Origin of the sequence: Chryseobacterium sp. StRB126, from assembly GCF_000829375.1 — a bacterium.
In the GTDB taxonomy this organism is placed as follows: domain Bacteria; phylum Bacteroidota; class Bacteroidia; order Flavobacteriales; family Weeksellaceae; genus Chryseobacterium.
Map to the genome: position 1 here is coordinate 2,719,618 of NZ_AP014624.1, position 21,679 is coordinate 2,741,296.

Here is a 21,679-nt window from a genome sequence, read left to right on the forward strand (position 1 = left end):
CTACATTTTCAAATCACTATTTAATTCCTAACCAAAGATGCATGCAATCTAAACTCACAATGAAAACATATCAATTCCTTTTTCTAATTCATAAGTACTCCATTAAACGCTGCTGCATTTAAAGCCCCTTCTTATTCTTCATTTTTTTGATGTGTTTTGCAATCTCTTCTTTTGAGAGAAAATCTTATAAGAAATGAATTAGAATTAAAGTTAATTATGTGAAAAAGTGGCAATATTAACTTATACGACACAGTCTGCATTATTTTCGGATTTATTTTAGATCGTAAAAAACATCGCAATTGACGCTGTTGCCATAAAAATGAAAGTTGCCCACAATAAACTTTTTGAAAGCCATCTGCTTTTGAATTCTCCCATAATACTTTCATTGGCAGATATTCTGATAATAAGAAACAATAGAGGAACTGCAGCTACACCATTGAGTACTGCGGTATAAACCAATGCTTTCACAGGATTAATCCCAATAAAATTCATACACAGACCAATAAGTGTAGAGGTAATGATAACCATATAAAATCCTTTTGCTCTTGCAAATTTCAGATTTAAACTTGCATTCCAGTTGAGAGCCTCAGAAACAGCATAAGATGCCGATCCTGAAAGAACGGGTACTGCCAGTAATCCTAGACCAATGATTCCTATGGCAAATATGATTTTTGATATCAACCCCGAATTTGGAAATGATTGCACAAGAGGTTCTAAAGCTTTGGCTGCATCAGCCGCAGTATTAATATCTGTTATATGAGCACTATGAAGAACAGTTCCCCCAACTAGTATAATACACCATGTTGTAAATTCAGAAATGACCATGCCTATATTATTATCTTTTCTCATCGCATGAATATGGCGCCATCCGATGTTGGGTTTTCCGTCTTGGATCAAACCTCTCTCGTTTTCTTCTTCCACTTCCTGAGATGCCTGCCAAAAGAACATATAAGGTGTAATCGTTGTTCCAAAAACTCCGGTGATAATGAACAGGAAATTGAAAGAAAATTCGAAATGGGGAACAATGGATGCTTTTAGTATTTCTTTCCATGGCTGATCTATAATAAAAGCTGTAAGAGGGTAGGCAAGAAGAGATAATGCCAACCATTTAAGAACTTTTGAATATACCCGATAACTGGTGAAGACCTCTAATGTAAGTATACTAACAGTAAAAAATAGCATTAGTATAACAATATCAGCAGGAATAATTAATTGTGCGGCAGCTGCCATGGCTCCAATATCCGCTCCGATATTAATAGTATTGGCAATGACAACCAATCCTACAGAACTATTGAGTATTTTTTTGCTGTAATGATCTTTGATAACACCTGTAAGTCCTTTACCGGTAACCATTCCTATTCTTGCACAGGCTTCCTGCACGGCAGTCATAAACGGTAGCATATAGAGAGCTGTCCATAATTGACCATAACCAAACTGAGCTCCTGTCTGAGAATAGGTAGCAATGCCTGAAGGATCGTCATCAGCTGCTCCCGTTGTCAGTCCGGGACCTAAAAGACCAAAGAATTTTTTGATTTTTTTTGTTTGGTTTTCAACCTGATGTTTGACAGACATTGTTAATTGTTTTTTGAATACAATATACTATTAATTGATTATATTTTTGATCCGCTAAAATAAATAGTTTCCGATAATTAAAAAGGCCTTCCACATAGCGGGAAAGCCTTTTTAATTACTATTTTAAATGTGTTTTATTCAAAGAAAGCTGTTTTTCATATTAGTTACAGTAAGAAATTCTAGGGTTTGTACTGCTTCCACATGGAAACTGATATTTGATTTGCAGATATTTAGGAGTAGGATTATCTGTAACTTCCAGTGGAGCCATCGCTTGTCCGTTATAGGAAGGCATGGTAACTTGTGCAGCGGAACCATTGCCTAAAGCCACATTTTTGGCACCGGCATTACCGTTGAAGCTGTAATCCATCATGGCATCTAAAAGACGATATACACCATAATAATCCAATGCATCAAATACTTTTCGGGAACTTGGCATTGTGTGATCTGTTACATAATTGTATCCGTTAACAGTTGATGATTTAATATAAATGAAATCTTTTTCAGCATTAGAAATATTAATGTTTTTAAAGATATCAATTGCCATTCTGTGATCGTTTATATCGTCTTCGTCATAAACCTGGGTGATCATTTTGGTGTTAGAAGGAAAACTCTGCAATTGCTGTTGGGTGGTTAATGTACTGTTCCAGTTAAAAGAATACCAGGGAGCCATAGTGAAAAGAAAACGCCCGTTTTGGCCCCAACCTTTTCCCGTAAACGCTTTATAGGCAAGATCAATACTTGCTCCACCACCGAAAGAATGCCCCATAAAGCCTACTTTCTGAGTATCAATAATATTGGGATAATCTGTGGCAGCTTTTATGAAGCCTTCCCATAGGGTTTGGTAACGGTGATCAACACTGATATCAACAGTACGGTAAGGTACAAATACTACAACATAACCCTTTTTTGCGATAAAGTTATACAGCTCTATATTGTATTCTTTATCCTCACCACCAAAGGGATGTGAAAAGAATATTGTAGGTCTGGGAGAAGTAATTCCTTTAGGATAGAATATAGAAACCTGTGTTCCTGTATATTGTGGGTTATTAAAATCAATTTCAGCCACTTCATAGTTGCCATCTGCCCCATATCCTGATGTCGGTTTTTGTATAGGTCCCTGAAGGGTATTTCTGATACCGAGTTTCGATTGGAAATCAGGAGCTTCCTCATTATCATTAGTACTCTGAGAACATGCTGAAGTGGTAATAAATATAATCATTACCCATGGATAAAATAGTTTTTTCATTTTCTTTTTTCTTTTAAAGTTTGAATCATCTGATCTTTGATTTCCTGATACTTTTTATATTGTGCTGCATCAAGAATTTGGCTCAGGGCATTGGATTTTTCTTTCTGTAAAGCTTTTAGTTTTTTGAATTTGGAGCGTTTACCTTCGTTACTCTGAATAATAGGCTCATTCTTTTGGGCATACTGAAGGTTAAGCGCAGAAACCTGCTGGATTTGTGACGTATTCAAAGCCAGTTTAGTTGTCATCCATTCCGTCTGCATCTTTGCACGCTGTTCCGGAGTAGAGTCCTTTAATTTTTTAGCCTGTGCCGATACATTTGTAAATGTCATACATAGAAATGCCATTACAAAAAGTGGCCATTGTTTTTTTTGTTTTAAAAGCATCTTGGAGAATTTTAATTTTTAATGAAACAAATGTAGCAACACCCAATGTTTACTTTAATATAAAAAAAAGGTGAACCTGCTAAATCTAAGGGTGAAATTATCACTGATCCAGCCACTTTCTAAAATCCATGGCTTTTGCTTTGCTTACGATTATCTGTTCCTGAGGTAACGGATGTACTTTCACAAGCAGTCTTCCGTTAAAAAAATATTCTACTGCGTCTACAGCAGTTTTATTGATAATGAATTGGCGGTTTGCCCTGAAAAAAAGGGAAGGATTAAGTTCACGTTCCAACTGTTCCAATGTAAATTCCACAACATATTGCCTGCCATCAGCCAGATGTGCATACACTATTTCGTTAGCGGTGTAAAACCAATTGATTTTAGCCGCTTCCACGGGGATAAGTCTTCCACAATAGTGGATGAGGAATGATTTTTTATATTGTTTTGTGGCATACTGAAGCTCGTGCAGTAAAGACTTTGTTTTAGAGAGTTCGTTGTTTGTATCGGAAGCAATAAGAGTATTATATTTAAGTAAAGTCCGTAGTATTTCTTCCCTGTCAAAAGGTTTTAAAACATAATCAATGCCATTGTTCCGAAAAGCCTCGATAGCATAATCATTATAGGCAGTTACAAATATAACAGGTTTTAATATTTTCGTACTGCTGAAAATTTCAAATGATAGCCCATCCGAAAGCCGTATGTCAGAAAATATCAGATCATAAATAGTATCGTTCGTTTCGAACCATTCTACTGCTTCAGCGATGCTTTGTAATGTTGTAATAATCTCAATCCCGGGATCGGTCTCTTTCAGGATATATTCCAGATTTCTTGCAGTAGCAGCTTCATCCTCAATAATTACGATATGTAAATTCTGTGTCATAATAAAGGAAGTTTTACCGTGAAATATTGCTCTGTTTGAAGGATTTCTATTTCCTGACAGAGTTGCAGCCTGTATCTTTCATTAAGATTGACAAGACCAAGCCCGGTTCTTTCTGCCTCACTAACGGTTGGCTGAAGATTGTTTCGGATGATAAGCCATTTATTTTCATCATAAATATCTACTATTAAAGGAGATGAAAGGGTAGCCTTGTTATGTTTAACAGCATTTTCCACCAGAGGTTGAAGTGATAAATGAAGAAGCTCTTTACCTAAAATATTTTCGCTGAGATTGATTTGAATCTGAAAGGTGTTTTCCAACCGCATTTTTATGAGTTGGACATAAGAATTCAAGTAATCAAGCTCTTTCTCAAGAGTTACCAGATCATTTCCTGAACGGAGCAGAGTATATCTGAATATTTTGGAAAGATGATGAATGTAGTTTTGAGCTAAGGGCGGATTTTCCCTGACAATAGCAGAAAGACTACTCAGCGTATTAAATAGAAAATGCGGGTTTAATTGTTCCTGCAGCAGCTGCAGTTGTGCCGTAAGATAAGCAGAATTGAGCTGCTCGTTAATAAGATCTTTATTTCTGCTTTCACGCATCAGAAGAATGAGACGGATCACTACGGCAATCATGATACTGCTGAGCAAAAACCGGGCAAAATATCCTCTTATTCTGCCTCCCGGAAACTGGAGTACTCCAAACCATACAGAATGGATTAGGCTTCCCAATAAAATGGCTGTTACAACAACTAGAGTATTGAATGTGTAAAGTTTCCAATATTGTTTGTTTTCTCTAAACCCACTAAAAAATTTACCATCAGAAAGATTAAGATACAACAAGACGAGACAGAATGTCAAATTGTAGATAAACTGAAAACCATACTCCCAAATATTGAACTGCCAGTAACGGGCAATAATCCCATCACTGTTAAGTGCCATCAGCTTTGCTGAATTAACGACCAGTGTAATCAGCAGGGCACTATACAGGTATATTTTTCTTTCGTTCTTAATCATTTTTACAAAGAAAGTAAAATATTGAAACTAACAATACAATAAACAGGTGAAACTGTAAAAGTTGGTGGTGAAAGACTGAGCTTTAGAAATCAAATGGTAAAATTCGTGGGTATCGATAGACTTAGATGATTCAATATTTTGTTGAATTGCTAAGGTTGTTCAAACGCAATTCTTATTCATTGACTTTAGAAGTATGAAATAAATCATCAGAGACTGTATCAATTTCAAAATTAATACCCTATTAAGATGTGTTGTTAAAAAGTAGCGGTACCTGATTTCAAGTGGTAATATTTGGCTATGCATGACCATCTCCAAACATTTTTACTGATGATTTGGTACGTTTGAGCCAAATTAAAAGGGAGTTACAAACCTCATTTCTAACACAAAATTTCTTTTTAGTTTTTAATATTGTAAACTTTATTGCAATTTAATTTCGAGCAATAAAAATGAACTATATTTGGTATCTATTCACTGTTTTCTAACGAAAAAAACCTTCTCAATTACTATCATATTTACTCTTACCGGCAAGGGTGTCATTATCATAATGCGATATTTTTTCAATGAAATAATAAAAGGAGTTGAAGCTCCTGAAACTATCAGATGACAGCTTTCAGAAAAAGGTGTTAAGTAATCAAGCTTTTTATGTTGCGATAAGAAATCCTGTATACTGTGGTAAAATACTTATTAAAAAATATAAAGATGAAGAAGCTCAGCAAATCGTCTTGTGGGCTTAGACATGGTGCAGAATATGTCGATAATCTTTTTTTGTTGAATTAAAAAAATATGAATTTCTACCTTCGGTTTAGAGGATTTTACAAAATATCTTGCTAACAGCTTATAAAAAATATAATAATAAAACAAACGACTGAAGAAAAGGGTAATTGCTGAAATTGAGACTTATAATACTAAGATCACTTCTTCCCTTGAAAAACTTTTAGCAGAAAAAATTGAAGATGATGATAAAAAAACAATGTAAACAAAAAATTGAAAGTCTTGAGAATGAACTTCACTCTTGTTTACTTTCTAATCGTAATCGCGAAAAAGTAGATGGTCGTCTGGACAAGGCTTTATCGCTGATAGGTAACTTGTCTTTATTATACCAATCAAGTAGCATAGAAGTGAAGAGAAAGATAATTAGTTCGATCTATCCCGAAAACCTTCAATTTACAGGAATGGAATATCGAGCTGCAAGAGTAAATTCTATACTTCATATTATATCATTGATAAATAGTGATTTAACTGTTTGTAATGATGTGAAAAAGGATAAGAAAAGAGCTGATCCTTGTGTGTGGCCGCACCAGGAATCGAACCTGGATCTAAAGTTTAGGAAACTTTTGTTCTATCCATTGAACTATGAGGCCTATGAGAAAATAAAAATACAAATTATTCTTTTAAATAATTAAAATCGGAATGTTTATATCTTGGCTTTTATTTAACCACAGATAATACAGATTTGTACTGATGTTTATGTATATTTTCTGGATTTCCATATTAAATTATTACAATATTGTAGGATGCTTTTCCCTTTTTAAGTGGAGGATTCATGGAGTAGAGATAGACTTATCCACAGTAAATTGTGGATAACTTGTGAATTTTAACATTAAATTCATATTTCGTATTAAAAATATTACTACATTTACTATGTAATAAACATCGAAGTGGAAACTTTATTTGCTTTTCTTACTACTATTGAAATTGCAATTAAATTTGAAATAAAAATTTAAGCACAGCATTGTCGGCTGTGCTTTTTTATTGTTGTCTAATTAAAAAAATGAGATGTCTTATCTACTGAATTCGCTCCTAAAGAGCGAATTCTTTTTATTTTTTTTAAGCTTCACCTGCTAACAATACTATTATTCTTCCAGATATTGTAAGACAAAATCATTCAATATCTTTTTCTCTTCATCACTGCCTTTATTATCCATATGACTATGATTGAGGGGAGTAGGCTGAATAATCATATGATATTTTTTCTGTTCTTCTTTGGTAGGTAATACGCCTTCATCAGCCGGATAATCATTAGAACGCAATGAATAAATTTTAGGAATGCTTGTCCTTGGAAGGAACATTCTGCGATTATCCATGGTAATCATTTTATATACAAGATTAGGGTGCTGATTTCCAAATAAAGCGACCATATCACCGCCATTGGAATGTCCGATTAAAGTAAGATGTTTATAATCCAGATCCGGATTCGTTTTTTTAAGCTCATTCAATACATACAATATATTGTCAGAACCGTTTTGCCAGAATGGTCTTCTTACCATCTGCAGATTTCCTTCCACGGGAAGGGGAGCATCTGTAGTAAGTTCGTGCTGAATACTTACGGTAAAATATCCTTTTGAAGCTAGTTTTTCTGTTAAATAAGAGTATACAAAATAATCACCGCCCTTATTAAAACCATATCCATGGTTAAAAATAATTACCTGCTGATTCGGAATTTTCTTACGGGTTTTGGGCAGATAATAAGCAACAGGGATTTTGCGGTTTCTGCTTTGGTCGAATAGCGTTACCGTATCCCGCTTCACTTCATAATCATTATTTAAATTTACACTTTTCTTTACAGAACAATTCGTAAGAAGGAGGAAGGCAGGAAGGAAGTGTATTACTTTTTTAAATGTCATAATAAAATAGGTTGATTACAAAAATCTGAATTTTCCTAATATAAAGAGGTTGTTTTTAAAAGAATTTTTATCAGTGTTAACCTTAATAAAGTAAAGTATTAAATAGTTTATTTTCAGTGTGTTAGTTATTTTTTTTACGAATACACACATCCACATCCTGATTCCCATGGCATGCAATCACGTTTAGGTTCATTACAAGGGCCATTAGGATTGTCATCTCCAGTAGATCTGTAACAGATCCCTCCGCTGCAGTAATAAGAACCTGATACAGCAGGACAGTTTCCTTCAAGATCACAGTCTGCGTAAGGAACATCCCCGCCGCTTATCAATACAAGGTGGCTTCTTTTTAGTTTCATTAATTTTTTTCATGGTAATTGATTTTTAATTCATTACAGACTAAAATATGAAATTTATAATACGCTTACAAGTGATTTAATGAATTGGAAATTAAAATAAGAAGTTGATTTTACATGATTATATTTTGAAATTAAGTATCTTTATTTTATTAAAATCTTATTATAAATATCATCCGATATCAAGCACTATTTTAAAGCTTGAAAATAACAGGTTCAGAAATTTCTGGATCTATTTCTCTATTATTTAAATTCAACCTTAATGATGCGCAAACCGATCACTCGTGATTAAGGAGTTTGTATACCATTATATTTTAAATAAGATCATTATGAAAACAAATAAAATCGCCGTTATTGGCGGAACCGGAAAATCCGGAAAATACCTTGTGCAAAAACTTCTGAATAAAGGATATTCCTTAAAATTATTAATCAGAAATCCTGAGAATTTTAGTCTGCAGAATCCTCTAATTGAGATTGTAAAAGGGGATGTGAGGGATGAAGCAGCAGTCTATTCATTAATTGAAGGCTGCAATATTGTCATAAGTACATTAGGGCAGCCAAAAGGGGAGAAAACGATATTTAGTGATGCTGCCAAAAATGTCATTAAAGCTATGCACCAATATAGAATTAAAAGATATATTGTAACAACTGGTTTAAGTGTAAATACAAAAGACGATTGTAAAAATGACCATGTGAAAATGGCTACCGAATGGATGTATCAGAATTACCCTGAAACAACTTCCGATAAACAGAAAGAATATCAACTTCTTTCAGAAAGTAGCTTAAACTGGACTTTGGTACGGTTGCCGCTTATTAACTTGACAGGCAAAAGTTTTACTACGGAATCAAATCTGATGGATTGTAAAGGTGAAAATATCAGCGCAGCCGATCTCGCAGAATTTCTGGTATCACAGATTGAAGATTCTACCTATATCGGGAAAAGTCCATTTGTATACAATATTTAACGTTTTTGAAAATAAAACTCATAGTATATAAAAAAACAGAGAGCTCAACGGCTCTCTGTTCTTTATTTTTCAAGTTTTTCCTTGATGTATTTGGCTGTATAAGACTTTTTATTTTTTATCAGATCTTCAGGTGTACCGGCAAAAACTATTTCACCACCATGTTTTCCTGCTTCAGGACCAATATCAATGATGTAATCAGCACATTTGATGATATCCGGCTGGTGTTCAATAACAATCACCGAATGTCCAAGGTCGATCAATGCCTGTAATGATTTCAAAAGTTTTTGAATATCATGGAAATGAAGACCTGTAGAAGGTTCATCGAAGATAAATAATGTTTTGTCCGTAGTAACCCCTTTCACAAGGAACGAAGCGAGTTTCACACGTTGAGCCTCACCACCGGAAAGGGTAGAAGAGCTTTGTCCTAGCTGTAAATAGCCCAATCCAACTTCTTGTAAAGGTCTCAGTTTGGTCACAATTTTCTCTTCATTATTATCTTTAAAAAATTCCAGTGCTTCATCCACAGTCATGTGAAGAATATCGGAAATACTTTTCTCATCGAACTTCACCTCAAGGATTTCACTTTTAAAACGGGTGCCTTTACAAACTTCGCATTCCAACTCAATATCAGCCATAAACTGCATCGAAACATTGATTACGCCTTCTCCTTTACATTCATCACATCTTCCACCATCTACGTTAAAAGAGAAGTGTTTAGGTTTGTAGCCCATCATTTTAGCTATTTTCTGCTTGGCAAAAAGATCACGGATGTCATCATAAGCTTTAAGGTAGGTAACAGGGTTTGAACGAGAAGATTTTCCAATAGGGTTCTGATCAATCAGTTCAATATTTTTGATGAGTTTTTTCGGGAATTCTACAGAATCATAGTCTCCTTTTTTACCACCCATTCCCAGCTGAATCTGAATGTCATTGGTAAGGATTTCCTTCATCAAAGTCGATTTTCCACTTCCTGAAACTCCTGAAATAACAGTTAAACTTTCTAAAGGAACATCTACATCAATATTTTTAAGATTATTCTGACGGGCTCCTTTAATATGAATCCATTCTTTTGCCTTTCTGCGCTGCTTCGGAACTTCTATTTCCAATCTTCCGGTAAGATATTCTGAAGTAAGGGTATTGGCTTTTTTCAAATCCTTATAATCTCCTGCAAATACCAGTTCACCACCAAGATAACCTGCTTCCGGACCAATATCAATGATATAATCGGCAGCGCGCATCACATCTTCATCGTGTTCTACTACGATCACAGTATTTCCTAAATCACGAAGGTTTTTCAATACTTCGATAAGGTTTTCAGTATCCTTGGAATGCAATCCGATAGAAGGCTCATCCAATATATAAATGGAGCCTACTAAAGAACTTCCTAAACTTGTTGCCAGATTAATTCTTTGACTTTCTCCTCCGGAAAGGGTGTTGGATGTTCTGTTTAATGTTAAATATCCTAAACCCACCTTTAATAAGAACTCAAGACGAGTGGTGATCTCGTATAGTAATCTCTTGGCAACCTCTTTATCGTGGTCGGATAGTTGTAAACTGTTAATCATTGGTGCCAGTTCGTCCAACGGAAGCTCAATCATCGATTGGATGTTGTGACCATCTACTTTTACCCAGCTTGTTTCTTCACGCAGTCTCAATCCTTCACAGGTTGGGCAAAGGGTTTTTCCTCTGTAGCGGGAAAGCATAACACGGTACTGGATTTTATAAAGGTTTTCTTCAAGCATTTTGAAGAAATTGTTGATGCCTGGGAAGTTGCTTTTACCATCTCCTTTCCAAAGGAAGTTTTTCTGTTCCTTGGTTAATTGATGATAAGGCTTATGAATAGGAAAATCTCCGGCTTTTTTAATGAAATCTTTTTTCCATTCGCTCATCGTTTCTCCTTTCCAGCACGCAATAGCATCTTCGTAGATGGATAATGTTTTATTAGGAACTACAAGATCTTCATCTATTCCGATTACTTTTCCATACCCTTCACAAGCTGGGCAGGCTCCGTACGGGTTATTGAAACTGAAGAAATGAACATTCGGTTCAAGGAATTCCATGCCATCCAATTCAAATTTATTGGAGAACTCTTTTACCTTTTCGGTATCTGTATTTTTTAAAGAACAGTAGCCACGGCCCTCATAAAATGCCATCTGAATAGAATCTGCCAATCGCTGTAAAAAGCTTTCATCCTCTTCATAAGAAAAACGGTCAATCACAAGATTGATCTTCATTCCTTTTTCCGGAACAAATCCGAAACTTTCCAGATCTTCAATTCCTGCTAGATTTCCGTTGATCTCAAGTCTTGTGAAACCAGCTAGTTTTAAAACGTTCAGGGTTTCCTTAAAATTATCTGCATCATATTCCAAAGGAGCAGTTAATAGAAAGGAAGTATCTTTTTTAGAAGTTTTGATGAAATCCACCACATCTGTTACTGAATCTTTTTTCACTTCTTCCCCGGAAACCGGAGAAAATGTTTTTCCGATCCTTGCGAACAGAAGTTTCATATAATCATAGATCTCCGTAGACGTTCCTACGGTAGAACGCGGATTGGATGAAATTACTTTCTGCTGGATTGCAATGGATGGAGCCAATCCTTTAATATCATCAACTTTAGGTTTTTCTAATTTTCCCAAGAACTGACGGGCATAAGAACTCAAACTTTCCACATATCTTCTTTGTCCTTCAGCATAAATGGTGTCAAAAGCCAAAGATGATTTACCACTTCCTGATACTCCGGTAATAACAATCAGTTTGTTTTTCGGGATCAGGACATCTATATGTTTCAGATTATTAAGATGGGCATTCTTAACAAAAATCTGTTTTTTTATGTCTATTTCTGTAGTATCAGCCATATTTTGTTTATTCATAAAAGTAACTGTAGAGTATTAAAAACTATCAGTTTACTGGTGTTTTCCGGAATATTCCGGGGTGTCATCAATTGAACTTTCAAATTATTTTCGGATTCAGCTGAGAGAAACAGCATGATTGTAAAATGCTGCTCAAACTACAGATGAAAAAGAATGATTTCGCTGTAAAATTAAGACCCACAAAATTACGAATTTTTTAGCGAAAATTATATGCTTCTCTCATGACTAAAATGATATACAAAAAATAAAAAATGAGGTCTTGACACCCAAATAAGGCACTCAAAAAAAGAGTATTTCAGATATATTTTGTAGAATTATTTTCTTTTTACCATTCGTTTTTATTGAATTTCAAACAGTTTTTGATTTTTTAACAGGTTTTTTTATCCGGGTATTGTTTTGTATTTTAAAATTATTTAAAATTGTATTCATAAATATGTAATATAGAAATGAGAAAATTATTCAGAGATCTAGTTACACATTTAATGAGAAAAAGATAGAAGAATTCCCTCAAAAAACATAGACGCAGCATACATGCTGCGTCTTTTTTTATGACAACTATCATTTGCCTGTCTTCATGAACTCCCTTACTTTTGAACCTTGTTAAAAGAAACTACGGAAACGATTATGATCAAAAAGATAGGAAGTGTTTTTTTTCTGGGATCTTTACTTTTGGTAAAAGCACAGGAAAAAACTACAGATATTGAAAACATTGAATTTCAGGGGAAATTTATCTCCACACCTTATAAAAGCGCCAACCAGAATATCACTGTAATCACCAAAGAAGATATTGCCAATGCTCCCTCCAAAAGTATTGATGAAATCCTTCAGCAGGTTCCGGGTATGGACATCAGAAGGAGAGGATCCAATGGAGTTCAGAGTGATATCAGTTTCCGTGGAAGTTCTTTTGAACAGGTTCTGTTATTACTGAACGGAGTAAGAATAAATGATTCACAAACAGGACACAACTCTATGAATCTTCCGGTGGACCTGGAAGATGTGGAAAAGATTGAGATCATAAAAGGCCCTGCTGCCAGACGTTTTGGACAGAATGCCTATGCTGGAGTTATTAATGTAATTACCAGACCTGGAATAGGTAAAAAGGTTAAGATAAGTGCAGAAGGTGGTGATTATAGTTCTTACGGACTAGGGTTTAATGCTCAGATGGGAAATGAAAAATTTGCCAATACTCTTCAGGCTAATGCTTCAGGATCACAAGGGTACATGTACAATACGGATTATGAAATCCGAAATGTATTCTATCAGGGAAGACTGAATATTAAGAACGGAGATTTGAGACTTCAGGCTGGTTTTTCAGAAAAGAAATTTGGAGCTAACGGATTTTATGCATCCAAAGCTGCCATAGACCAATATGAGGAAATGCAGGCTTCCATTGTAAGTGTTGCCCATCAGCAGACTTTCGGGAAACTAAAGCTTAATTCCAATATATACTGGAGAAGAGGGCAAGACATGTACCTTTACAACAGGCAAAAACCTTCTGTTTACAGGAATATGCATATTGGGAATAATGTAGGGGCAGAAGTAAACTCCAGCTACCAATGGGGTTTGGGAACTACCGGAGTGGGTGTGGAACTGAGAAAAGAGTTTCTGGTGAGCAGCAATTTGGGAAATCCGAACCGTTTTGTTTCTCAGGTTTTCTTTGAACACCATTTCTCATTACTAGATAAAAAATTAAACATCAGTCCGGGAATTTCATGGGCTAACTATTCTAAAGAAGGAAACTTTTTCTATCCTGGGTTGGATGTAGGGTATAACTTTAATTCTAATAATAAAGTGTACGGAAACATAGCTAAGGTACACCGTATACCAACCTTTACCGATCTTTATTATGTAAGCCCACAGGAGCGTGGTAACCCAAATCTGCTGCCTGAAAATGGGATTTCATCTGAGATAGGATACCAATATCAGGATCAGAAGATTTTAGCAAAAATCAGTGGGTTTTTGAGAGATTCGAAGAATTCTATTGATTGGATAAAAAAAGACATCAATGATAAAGCTTGGGCCGCTGAAAATGTAGGAAACATAAAAATAAAAGGAATAGAAACTGAGATCAACTATAAAATGACTGACTGGCTGAAAATGATGGCAGGGTATACCTATATTGACGGTAAGTTTCAGAACTCCAATGAGTTTGTTTCAAAGTATATTATGGATAACCTGAGACATCAGTTCATCGGTAAGGTAGAAACAAAATTCCTTGGTGCTTTTACTAATGAATTGGTTTACAAATATAACGAAAGAATGAATTTAGGAAGCTATCAGCTGTTGGATGATAAGTTGAGCTTCAGCCAAAAAGATTATTCTGTATATGTTTTAGTGAATAATATCACCAATACAAAATACACGGAAGCATTTGGGGTAGAAATGCCACAAAGATGGTTCCATATTGGTTTTTCTTACACAATTAATATGAAGTAAGTATTAATTCAATATTAATGAAAGTTAATATTAACAAATTGTTAAAAAAATTACATTTGCAAAAATTTTTTATGAAACGTTTTCTAGGTTTAAGTCTCCTTCTTAGTCTATCTTTCTTCAAAGCTCAGGAACATATTTCCAGCTTCAATGCAGTGACTCTAACCTATAAGTTTCATCCTAAATTTTTCATCTACGGAGAAGGTCAGCTACGAGGTAACGAAGACTATACCTACCCGGATTATTATGAGATAAAAGGAGGAATAGGGTATAATCTTACCAAGAATCATAAACCATTTGTAGGGCTTGGAAGATATGTCAACTATAAGGATAAAAAATTAAGCAAGGAAGAATTCAGGATTTGGCTTCAGGATATCATTGATGTTAAAAAAGGTATTGTGAAGTTTGAAAACCGTTTTCGTGTAGAAAAAAGCTGGTTTTATGAGCCACAAACCGACAATACTTCTCAAAGAATGCGTTACCGTTACCGTTTGAACATAAGTGTTCCTTTAAACTCTAAAACGATCAAAAAAGGGACTGTTTTTGCCAATGCTTATGATGAGCTTTTTCTGGTAACCCCGATGAAGCCTACTTTTGCCAGAAACAGAGTCTATGGCGGTTTTGGCTATCAGATCGATGATTATTTTGGAATTGTTAGCGGATACCTTTGGCAACGTGAATTTGAAGCAAAAGGAAATAAAAACTTACATTTTATCTACCTGGCCTTAAACATCAACATTGATGGTACAAACCATGAGACGAAAACGTACGATTTCCCTGGTGCGGATTAAGAGGCTTTGTTTACTTCTGACTGTAAGTTTAATAATTCCTGTTTCGTATTAAGGTAATAAGTATTTAAAAGTGCCTGGTATTTTTCAATCAGTAATGATACGGAATCAACTTCATTTTGAAGATAATGGTCATTGTTGAAATAAATATATTCAGCATCTACAAACTGTTGAAGGAGATTATTTTCTTCAACAGTGAGTAATTCTTTATAAGCTGAGTTTTCCAAAAGACTTTTGATCTTTTGCTTAAACGGTTTTTCTGCCTTCAAAAGCTTTGCTCTGTGTTTACGGATTTCTTCAAAAGGTAAAGTGACCGTCATAAACTGTAAATATCCAATAAATTCATTAAGGCTTTCCTGAAAGTCATCGAATTCTTTGTCTATTGCAGCCATTTTTTTGTACTTACTTATTAACCTTTTTTTGTACTCATGATTACCTATGTGATAATAATACTGGAAAATTAATTTATCGTTTTTATGAAGTTCAGCAGTCACATTTTTAAGCTCATTTTCAAGTTGAGGAATCATGTTTCCTGCATCTTTTGCCTTGTGTAAAGTTCCATTATACCTGAATGTTTTTATTTCTTTTGATTGCGAAACCAAATATTTTAAAGTTTGCAGATCTTGTTCTATACCTGTTTTTTCATACACAAGAGAAACCTTTTTATCGCTGAACAAATCAGATTCATGATAAAGCCCGGAATCTGGAATCAAGGTTTCGATATTTTCTAAAATAGGAGTATGTCTTTCATAATAGCCATTAAAGCCGGAAATCAGATTCTGATACCTATTGTTTTCCAGATAGAGTGTTGTAAAGGTATTGCCATCGATAATTTCTCCAATATTTTTAATACCTAACAGGGTGAGGTATTTTGCAGTTAAAGTTTCGCATATGTTTTCATAGCCTTTTATGATTTCTCCGGCAGGTCTGTGGTCGCTGGTTGTATTTCTGGTTTCGTTCTTTTTAATTCTTTCAACTCTTTTGTCAATGTCAGGATGGGATGACCATTGGTCTTCAATCTCTATTTTAGATTTATTATAACGGGTCAAATCCTCAATATCTATTTTTGGAAGTCCATTTACATAAGGATGATTATTTCTTTCACTGAAAATCTTCATTAAAGAAATCTGATTTTCATAAAGATTTTTTGGAAGATATTTCTGATTACTTTCAATATAGAAATTGGTTGCATAGTTAAAGGCTGCATCACTTAATTCTAATCTTAATAAGGATGAAATCTGTTCGTCCGGATTCGTTACAAAAGTTGAAATGGCATCTGCATGATATTCCATCTCTCTTTGTAGGGAAGCATGGTTTTTAAAAAGAAAATTGGATATGTTCTTAAGAATATATTGAAATGCACTAATAAAGCTTACAGATATTAATCCAAAAATTTTAAAAAATACATTACCTCCCGAAAACTCCATAATGAAATCTTCATAGTCCTTATTATTGTAAACGGTTTCAAAAATAATTTTTTCAGCCTGGTTCACATAGCCACCTATTTTCATACTTCTTTGAGAAAAATGACCAAACTCGTGAGCCAGCACTGTTTTTAATTCTCCAGTACTTGTTGTATTAATCAGTCCCATACCAATAGTAAGATTTTTCTTTACAGGTAAAAACATACTCCAGAAAATAGAATTATAGCTCACACTGGCGTTTACATCCGGTGAAAGAAAAACTTTTTTGGGAGGCTGAACTTTTGTTTCCCTTACAATTTCATCAATCATGTCAAAAAGTTCGGGTTGGTGGGAACGTGAAATTTCTATCAGATGGCGGGGACTGTAATAGTTTTTTCTGAAAATAAATCGGATAAGAAAGATGAACACAAAAATACCTATACTAAATAAACCTACAGCACCAAAAATCGTAAAATAATTGACTTTAATTATCAATAGCTTTATAGCACCATATCCTAAGAGGAAAATCATTAGGAGAGAGGCCAGAATGAGTACTAAGTAAATGAAAAAAAAAGCTGAAACTGATATGATAGCAGAAATCAGCTTAGATTGATAAGCAGTTGAAATTTTGGGCAGGTTATTAGTCATTTTGTTAGTATTTCTCTATCAGATAACGATAGGCTTTAAGATATTTATTGAACCTTTTAATATCCTTAGGAGTAAGCTCACGGTTTACCCTTCTAAGGTCCATATTATCACGAAGGTCATTAATTTTTACGGCAACGGATAAGAGAGATCTTTCCGTTCTTTTAATGAATTCATCATAATCTTCTTCCGGATCAAATTTAGTGAGGCAGCTGATGGCAAAAATGATGTATTCAGGAAATCCTTCGGCTCTTAAATAATCAAGGCTGAATTCTAATGGATGATCTTCTACTACATCATGCAATACCCCAACAATTTTCTCATCTATTGTTTTGCCATATTCCATTACACGCATGACGTGTCCTATATAGGGAGCGTGGTATTTATCTGTTTGTCCTTTATGTGCTTTGTCAGCAATCTTTATAGCTTTATTTAGTAATTCTTCTTTTGTCATTTTTTCTATGAAAATAGAGTACAAAAATAAAAAATGCCTTAAAAAATAAAGCATTTTTTAGAGAATATTTATGATTATTCTACAAAATTATTTCATCCTCTATGGAGGCATTGGGAGCATTGTTTTTTACTGATTCTATTCCGTTTTCCATTCCGTTATCTGTTTCATACATTTGGCTGGTTCCAATGATTTGTCCATTCCCGGCTTTAAGACTAAAATAACATCTGCCATCTTTTGCTGTATTCCTTTCAAATTTGGCATCTTCCTGTGAATTGGTCTTCACAGAATTGATCCCGTTTTCACAGGATGGTTTGGTACTATATCCCTGGCTTGTTAAGATAACCTGACCGTTCCCGGCTTTAAGATTGAATTGAAATTCACCGTTGGCTCTTTTAGAAATAATAAATTTTCCCATACGTTTGTATTTTGAGTTAAATGGTTTTAGTTACAATAAAATTAGGGAAAAATATTGAAATCTGAAATCCTTTAAGATTTCAATAGTAAGAATGTAATAAAAAAACGCCCCAAATGGGACGTTTTAAAATCAAATTTATGTTATAAAGACTAATAAGTTCCTTTTTCAATATAGTGAGCAGCCACTTTTTCAGTTAATGCCACTACATTAGGATGATTAGTATATTTAGTGAATCTTCTTAATCCTGAAAGCATCATTCTCTGCTCATCTCCTTCAGCGAAAGAAATAATTCCTTCTTTAGCTGCAACAGTGATTTTCTCAACAGCTTTATAAAGGTTCAATTGAGCCATAGCCGCTTCTACAGAATCAGGAGAGAAGTGTTTCTCTGCTCTTAATACTGCAGATTCTGCCATATAAATCTGGTTAAGGATTTCAGAAGCATTCAATAATAAATGCTGTTGCTTTTCAATATCCATCATGTATTTTTGAAGAGCCGCTCCGGAAACCATAAGGAATACTTTCTTAAGGTTAGCGATAATAGCTTTCTCTTCGCTCATGAATTCTGAATAATCAGGAACTTCGAATGAAGGAATACCCATCAACTCTTTGCTGATTGCCATGGCAGGAGATAAAAGGTCTAATTCACCTTTCATTGCTCTCTTAATAAGCATTCCTACTGCCAGTAACCTGTTGATTTCGTTCGTTCCTTCATAAATTCTTGAAATTCTTGAATCTCTCCATGCAGCTTCCATTGGAGTATCTTCAGAGAATCCCATACCTCCGTATACCTGAATTCCTTCATCAGCAGTATGTTGTGCAAGATCAGAAACAAATACCTTAAGGATAGAACATTCTACAGCGAACTCTTCAACACCCTTAAGCTCTGCAGCTTGGTGATCCATTCCACCTGCTACCAATTCGTCAATTTTATCCTGAACATTTTTCGCGGCTCTGTAAGAACCGGCCTCACTTACGAAAACACCTGTTGCCATTTCAGCAAGCTTCTTTCTGATCGCTCCGAAAGTAGCAATAGAAACTCCAAACTGTTTTCTTTCGTTAGAATACTGGATAGAGTGGTTTAAAATTCTTCTTTGAGCATCTAAACAAGCCGCTGCTAATTTGATACGGCCTACGTTCAATGCATTTAAAGCGATTTTAAAACCATTGTTTCTTTCTCCTAAAAGATTTTCAACAGGAATTTTCATATCATTGAAGAAAACCTGACGGGTAGAAGATGCACGAATTCCTAATTTGTGTTCTTCTTCACCAAAAGTTAAGCTTTCAGGGTTTTCCAGTTCAGAACGGTTGATTACAAAACCAGTGATGTTTTTATCATCATCAATTTTCGCAAATAAAGTGAATGTATCTGCAAATCCTGCATTGGAAATCCACATTTTCTGACCATTGATGATATAATGTTTTCCGTCTTCGGAAAGTTTAGCTCTGGTTTTTCCAGAGTTGGCATCCGAACCTGCATCCGGCTCTGTTAGACAGTAAGCTCCGAATTTTGTTCCTGTTGCCAGGTCTGGAAGGTATTTTTTCTTTTGCTCTTCAGTTCCGTAAAGAACGATTGGAAGCGTTCCGATTCCCGTGTGCGCTCCATAAGCTGTAGCCAATGAACCTGTAGTCCCCGAAAGATAGTCACAAGCTAACATCGTAGTTACAAAGCCCATTCCAAGACCTCCGTATTCTTCTGGAACAGCGATACCAAGCATTCCCATATCACCAAGCTTACGCATTGTTTCTTCAGTGAATGCATAATCTTTCTTTTCGAAACGCTCTCTTTGAGGGACAACCTCTCTATCTATGAATTCCTTCGCAGAATCGCGAAGCATTTTTTGTTCTTCATTCAGTTCTTCAATACTGAAAATTTCGTTTGCAGGAATTTCCTTGATCAGGAATTCACCTCCTTTAACTATGTTGCTCATATGTTATTATTTTAAATTTTAGATTATAAATTTTAAATTAGATTTTGTCGTTATAAATTTTCAGATGATGTTTTAATGATTTTAGTCAAAATATTAATAATCATTTCTATATCTTTTAAATAAGAATCAATTTCAATTTGAACAAGATTTGAAGAATGATACAGTCTCAACCAATATCTTGTTTCTCTCGCTTCTTTATTTGCAATAGAAAGTTTTGATATAAAATCTTTTTTAGATTGAGCTGCAATAGCTTCTTCTACATTTGCTCCAATGGAAGTTCCTGAACGAAGAATTTGTTTTGATAGAATAAATTCGTTTTGAGCTTTACACTTGGTATAAAATTTTATTATTCTTAAAGCAAATTCAAATGTTTTGGTTTGAATCAGATTATCTTCCTTGAAACTCATCTAAAATTTATAATTTAAAATCTATAATTAATTAAAGTAGTTCAAAAATACTCGCAGCTCCCTGTCCGGTTCCTACACACATAGAAACCATTCCGTATTTGTTACCACGTCTTCTCATTTCGTCAAGAAGCTGAACAGTTAGTTTTGTTCCTGTACATCCTAGTGGGTGACCCAAAGCGATTGCCCCTCCATTTACGTTTAAGATATCAGGGTTTAGGCCTAACTCTTTTTTGATAGCAACTGATTGTGATGCAAATGCTTCATTTAACTCGATCAAATCGATATCTTTTAATTCAAGACCTGCTTGTTTCAATGCTTTTGGAATAGCATAAACTGGTCCCATTCCCATAATTCTTGGCTCAAGACCTGCCGCTGCGTACGCTGCTAATCTTGCTTCTGGCTCAAGACCTAATTCTTTTACCATTTCCTCACTCATTACTACCACGAAAGCAGCACCATCACTCATCTGAGAAGAGTTTCCAGCCGTTACGCTTCCTCCGTTAGCGAAAACAGGTCTAAGTTTAGCCAAACCTGCAAGAGAGGTATCTGCTCTTGGACCTTCATCTACAGAGAAATCGAATTTCTTAGTCTGAAGCTTCTGATTTTCATCTAAAAAGTTATATTCTACCGGAATCGGAACAATCTGATTAGCAAATTTACCCTCCTGATTTGCTTTTAAAGCTTTCATGTGCGATTCAAAGGCAAACTGATCCTGTTCTTCTCTGGTAATATTATATTGTTTTGCAACTTCTTCAGCAGTGTAACCCATTCCCCAATAATAATCAGGGTTTGTTTTTGCAATCTCCGTTTCAGGAACCGGCTTATAACCACCCATTGGAATATACGACATGGATTCTGTACCTCCAGCAATGATGCAATCTGCCATTCCAGCCTGAATTTTTGCAGAAGCAATAGCAATAGCCTCACTTCCTGAAGCACAGTATCTGTTTACGGTTACTCCTGGAACTTTATCTGTATTTAAACCCATTAAGGAAATCAAACGGGCTACGTTTAATCCTTGCTCTGCCTCAGGCATTGCATTTCCTACAATAAGGTCATCAACTCTGTTCTTATCTAATTGTGGTAGCTCAGCCATTAATTTTTCAATAACGGTGGCTGCCATTACGTCAGGACGTGTAAAGCGTAGAGAACCTTTGGGTGCTTTTCCTACTGCTGATCTGAATCCTTTTACAATGTATGCTGTTTTCATTTTTTTGTTTAATTAAATTGTTTTTGAAAGATTTTGCCTCATAGAGGTAAACTGCTCATAGATCTATTGTTTTTGCAATTTGTGGAG

The 21,679-nt window shown here is 34.9% G+C and carries 17 protein-coding genes and 1 tRNA gene; 3 read left to right on the plus strand and 15 right to left on the minus strand.

All coding sequences use genetic code 11. The features are described from left to right. Nucleotides 1-276 precede the first annotated feature (276 nt). The 8 genes from CHSO_RS12300 to CHSO_RS12335 form a co-directional block, all read right to left on the minus strand. Nucleotides 277-1,572: an NRAMP family divalent metal transporter gene (locus CHSO_RS12300; RefSeq protein ID WP_045496303.1), complete on the minus strand. Its 1,296-nt coding sequence runs from the start codon at nucleotides 1,570-1,572 to the stop codon at nucleotides 277-279. Between the two features lie 160 nt (nucleotides 1,573-1,732). Then, complete coding sequence (locus CHSO_RS12305; protein ID WP_045496305.1) at nucleotides 1,733-2,818, minus strand: lipase; 1,086 nt, start codon at nucleotides 2,816-2,818, stop codon at nucleotides 1,733-1,735. After that, on the minus strand, nucleotides 2,815-3,201 hold the full coding sequence (locus CHSO_RS12310) for a hypothetical protein (RefSeq protein ID WP_045496307.1): 387 nt from the start codon (nucleotides 3,199-3,201) through the stop codon (nucleotides 2,815-2,817). Before CHSO_RS12310 ends, CHSO_RS12305 begins: the two co-directional genes overlap by 4 nt. 100 nt (nucleotides 3,202-3,301) lie before the next feature. Next, nucleotides 3,302-4,081, minus strand: a complete 780-nt coding sequence (locus tag CHSO_RS12315) for a LytR/AlgR family response regulator transcription factor (protein WP_045496310.1) — start codon at nucleotides 4,079-4,081, stop codon at nucleotides 3,302-3,304. Then, nucleotides 4,078-5,097, minus strand: coding sequence for a sensor histidine kinase (locus tag CHSO_RS12320; RefSeq protein WP_045496312.1), 1,020 nt, complete (start codon nucleotides 5,095-5,097; stop codon nucleotides 4,078-4,080). Before CHSO_RS12320 ends, CHSO_RS12315 begins: the two co-directional genes overlap by 4 nt. Nucleotides 5,098-6,386: 1,289 nt before the next feature. Continuing rightward, nucleotides 6,387-6,458: transfer RNA gene (locus CHSO_RS12325), tRNA-Arg, on the minus strand. A 492-nt stretch (nucleotides 6,459-6,950) separates the two neighbouring features. Then, on the minus strand, nucleotides 6,951-7,721 hold the full coding sequence (locus CHSO_RS12330) for an alpha/beta hydrolase family protein (RefSeq protein ID WP_052480583.1): 771 nt from the start codon (nucleotides 7,719-7,721) through the stop codon (nucleotides 6,951-6,953). A gap of 134 nt (nucleotides 7,722-7,855) precedes the next feature. Continuing rightward, complete coding sequence (locus tag CHSO_RS12335) at nucleotides 7,856-8,077, minus strand: hypothetical protein (protein WP_045496314.1); 222 nt, start codon at nucleotides 8,075-8,077, stop codon at nucleotides 7,856-7,858. 326 nt (nucleotides 8,078-8,403) lie between these two features. Here CHSO_RS12335 and CHSO_RS12340 point away from each other — a divergent pair, with 326 nt between their 5' ends. Further along, the gene (locus CHSO_RS12340) at nucleotides 8,404-9,039 is read left to right on the plus strand and encodes an NAD(P)-dependent oxidoreductase (RefSeq protein ID WP_045496316.1); all 636 of its coding nucleotides are present in this window, start codon (nucleotides 8,404-8,406) and stop codon (nucleotides 9,037-9,039) included. 62 nt (nucleotides 9,040-9,101) lie between these two features. Here CHSO_RS12340 and uvrA read toward each other — a convergent pair whose 3' ends face one another. Beyond that, entirely contained in the window at nucleotides 9,102-11,894 is a 2,793-nt protein-coding gene (gene uvrA / locus CHSO_RS12345) for an excinuclease ABC subunit UvrA (protein ID WP_045502432.1), read from the minus strand. A gap of 639 nt (nucleotides 11,895-12,533) precedes the next feature. On the opposite strand from uvrA, the gene CHSO_RS12350 reads away from it, so the two are divergent. Both CHSO_RS12350 and CHSO_RS12355 read left to right on the plus strand, forming a co-directional pair. Then, nucleotides 12,534-14,345: a TonB-dependent receptor plug domain-containing protein gene (locus CHSO_RS12350; RefSeq protein WP_045496318.1), complete on the plus strand. Its 1,812-nt coding sequence runs from the start codon at nucleotides 12,534-12,536 to the stop codon at nucleotides 14,343-14,345. Between the two features lie 71 nt (nucleotides 14,346-14,416). After that, nucleotides 14,417-15,133 carry a DUF2490 domain-containing protein gene (locus tag CHSO_RS12355; RefSeq protein ID WP_045496320.1) on the plus strand — a complete coding sequence of 239 codons (717 nt, stop codon included), beginning with the start codon at nucleotides 14,417-14,419 and terminating at the stop codon, nucleotides 15,131-15,133. On the opposite strand, the gene CHSO_RS12360 is transcribed toward CHSO_RS12355, so the two are convergent. The 6 genes from CHSO_RS12360 to CHSO_RS12385 all read right to left on the minus strand — a co-directional run bounded on the left by CHSO_RS12360 (nucleotide 15,130) and on the right by CHSO_RS12385 (nucleotide 21,592). Then, entirely contained in the window at nucleotides 15,130-17,181 is a 2,052-nt protein-coding gene (locus CHSO_RS12360) for a M48 family metalloprotease (RefSeq protein WP_045496322.1), read from the minus strand. The two genes, CHSO_RS12355 and CHSO_RS12360, sit on opposite strands and share 4 nt — an antisense overlap. Nucleotides 17,182-17,185: 4 nt before the next feature. Continuing rightward, nucleotides 17,186-17,632, minus strand: coding sequence for a phosphohydrolase (locus CHSO_RS12365; RefSeq protein WP_045496324.1), 447 nt, complete (start codon nucleotides 17,630-17,632; stop codon nucleotides 17,186-17,188). 79 nt (nucleotides 17,633-17,711) lie between these two features. Next, a complete protein-coding gene (locus CHSO_RS12370; RefSeq protein ID WP_045496326.1) occupies nucleotides 17,712-18,047 on the minus strand; it encodes a YegP family protein in 336 nt (111 codons plus the stop codon). A gap of 149 nt (nucleotides 18,048-18,196) precedes the next feature. After that, on the minus strand, nucleotides 18,197-19,975 hold the full coding sequence (locus CHSO_RS12375; protein WP_045496329.1) for an acyl-CoA dehydrogenase family protein: 1,779 nt from the start codon (nucleotides 19,973-19,975) through the stop codon (nucleotides 18,197-18,199). 50 nt (nucleotides 19,976-20,025) lie between these two features. Then, nucleotides 20,026-20,382, minus strand: coding sequence for a four helix bundle protein (locus CHSO_RS12380; protein WP_045496331.1), 357 nt, complete (start codon nucleotides 20,380-20,382; stop codon nucleotides 20,026-20,028). 31 nt (nucleotides 20,383-20,413) lie between these two features. Further along, on the minus strand, nucleotides 20,414-21,592 hold the full coding sequence (locus CHSO_RS12385) for an acetyl-CoA C-acyltransferase (RefSeq protein ID WP_045496333.1): 1,179 nt from the start codon (nucleotides 21,590-21,592) through the stop codon (nucleotides 20,414-20,416). Nucleotides 21,593-21,679: the final 87 nt, after the last annotated feature.

What these genes read in the sequence shown, in the direction of transcription:
- CHSO_RS12300 (WP_045496303.1), bottom strand. Translation starts at nt 1,572, where the DNA reads ATGTCTGTCAAACATCAGGTTGAAAACCAAACAAAAAAAATCAAAAAA.
- CHSO_RS12305 (WP_045496305.1), bottom strand. Translation starts at nt 2,818, where the DNA reads ATGAAAAAACTATTTTATCCATGGGTAATGATTATATTTATTACCACT.
- CHSO_RS12310 (WP_045496307.1), bottom strand. Translation starts at nt 3,201, where the DNA reads ATGCTTTTAAAACAAAAAAAACAATGGCCACTTTTTGTAATGGCATTT.
- CHSO_RS12315 (WP_045496310.1), bottom strand. Translation starts at nt 4,081, where the DNA reads ATGACACAGAATTTACATATCGTAATTATTGAGGATGAAGCTGCTACT.
- CHSO_RS12320 (WP_045496312.1), bottom strand. Translation starts at nt 5,097, where the DNA reads ATGATTAAGAACGAAAGAAAAATATACCTGTATAGTGCCCTGCTGATT.
- CHSO_RS12330 (WP_052480583.1), bottom strand. Translation starts at nt 7,721, where the DNA reads ATGACATTTAAAAAAGTAATACACTTCCTTCCTGCCTTCCTCCTTCTT.
- CHSO_RS12335 (WP_045496314.1), bottom strand. Translation starts at nt 8,077, where the DNA reads ATGAAACTAAAAAGAAGCCACCTTGTATTGATAAGCGGCGGGGATGTT.
- CHSO_RS12340 (WP_045496316.1), top strand. Translation starts at nt 8,404, where the DNA reads ATGAAAACAAATAAAATCGCCGTTATTGGCGGAACCGGAAAATCCGGA.
- uvrA (WP_045502432.1), bottom strand. Translation starts at nt 11,894, where the DNA reads ATGGCTGATACTACAGAAATAGACATAAAAAAACAGATTTTTGTTAAG.
- CHSO_RS12350 (WP_045496318.1), top strand. Translation starts at nt 12,534, where the DNA reads ATGATCAAAAAGATAGGAAGTGTTTTTTTTCTGGGATCTTTACTTTTG.
- CHSO_RS12355 (WP_045496320.1), top strand. Translation starts at nt 14,417, where the DNA reads ATGAAACGTTTTCTAGGTTTAAGTCTCCTTCTTAGTCTATCTTTCTTC.
- CHSO_RS12360 (WP_045496322.1), bottom strand. Translation starts at nt 17,181, where the DNA reads ATGACTAATAACCTGCCCAAAATTTCAACTGCTTATCAATCTAAGCTG.
- CHSO_RS12365 (WP_045496324.1), bottom strand. Translation starts at nt 17,632, where the DNA reads ATGACAAAAGAAGAATTACTAAATAAAGCTATAAAGATTGCTGACAAA.
- CHSO_RS12370 (WP_045496326.1), bottom strand. Translation starts at nt 18,047, where the DNA reads ATGGGAAAATTTATTATTTCTAAAAGAGCCAACGGTGAATTTCAATTC.
- CHSO_RS12375 (WP_045496329.1), bottom strand. Translation starts at nt 19,975, where the DNA reads ATGAGCAACATAGTTAAAGGAGGTGAATTCCTGATCAAGGAAATTCCT.
- CHSO_RS12380 (WP_045496331.1), bottom strand. Translation starts at nt 20,382, where the DNA reads ATGAGTTTCAAGGAAGATAATCTGATTCAAACCAAAACATTTGAATTT.
- CHSO_RS12385 (WP_045496333.1), bottom strand. Translation starts at nt 21,592, where the DNA reads ATGAAAACAGCATACATTGTAAAAGGATTCAGATCAGCAGTAGGAAAA.